Genomic DNA, 603 nt, shown 5'->3' on the forward strand with positions numbered 1-603 from the left:
AACGTCCCGTCCGACTGGAAGGAGCCGGTCGACGACGAGGATGTAAATCTCGGAAGCTGGCTCGCGCAGGTACGCAGCGGCCACAGGCCGGTTGGCGACGCCACGCGGGCCGAACTCGACAGAATGGGCATGCGCTGGGATAAAATACGCGACACTGACACCCAGTTGAAGCTGAAAGCCGCCAAACAGTTCTACGAGAGAGAACGCAACCTCGAGGTCCCGTCCGACTGGAAGGAGCCGGTCGACGACGAGGATGTAAATCTCGGATACTGGATCGCGAATATACGCCGCGAGCACACGGAGGTTGACGACGCCACGCGGGCCGAACTCGACAGAATGGACATGCGCTGGGAGCAAATACACCGCAACACTGACACCCAGTTGAAGCTGAAAGCCGCCAAGCAGTTCTACGAAAGAGAAGGCAACCTCAAGGTACCGCAAAAGCATAGGGAGCCGGTCGACGGCGAGCCTGTACCTCTCGGAATCTGGCTTAAGGATGTACGCAGCGAGCACACGAAGGTTGACGACGCCACGCGGGCCGAACTCGACAGAATGGGCATGCGCTGGGAAAAAATACACAAGCCCACTGACACCCAGTTGAAA

At 58.5% G+C, this 603-nt stretch carries 1 protein-coding gene; it reads left to right on the top strand.

What is annotated here, in order from left to right:
- The coding region (locus AC3ET4_RS30940; protein WP_431955308.1) for a helicase associated domain-containing protein at positions 1–603 on the top strand (603 nt) is incomplete at both ends.

The sequence above is a fragment of the Actinacidiphila sp. bgisy167 genome (assembly GCF_057707665.1).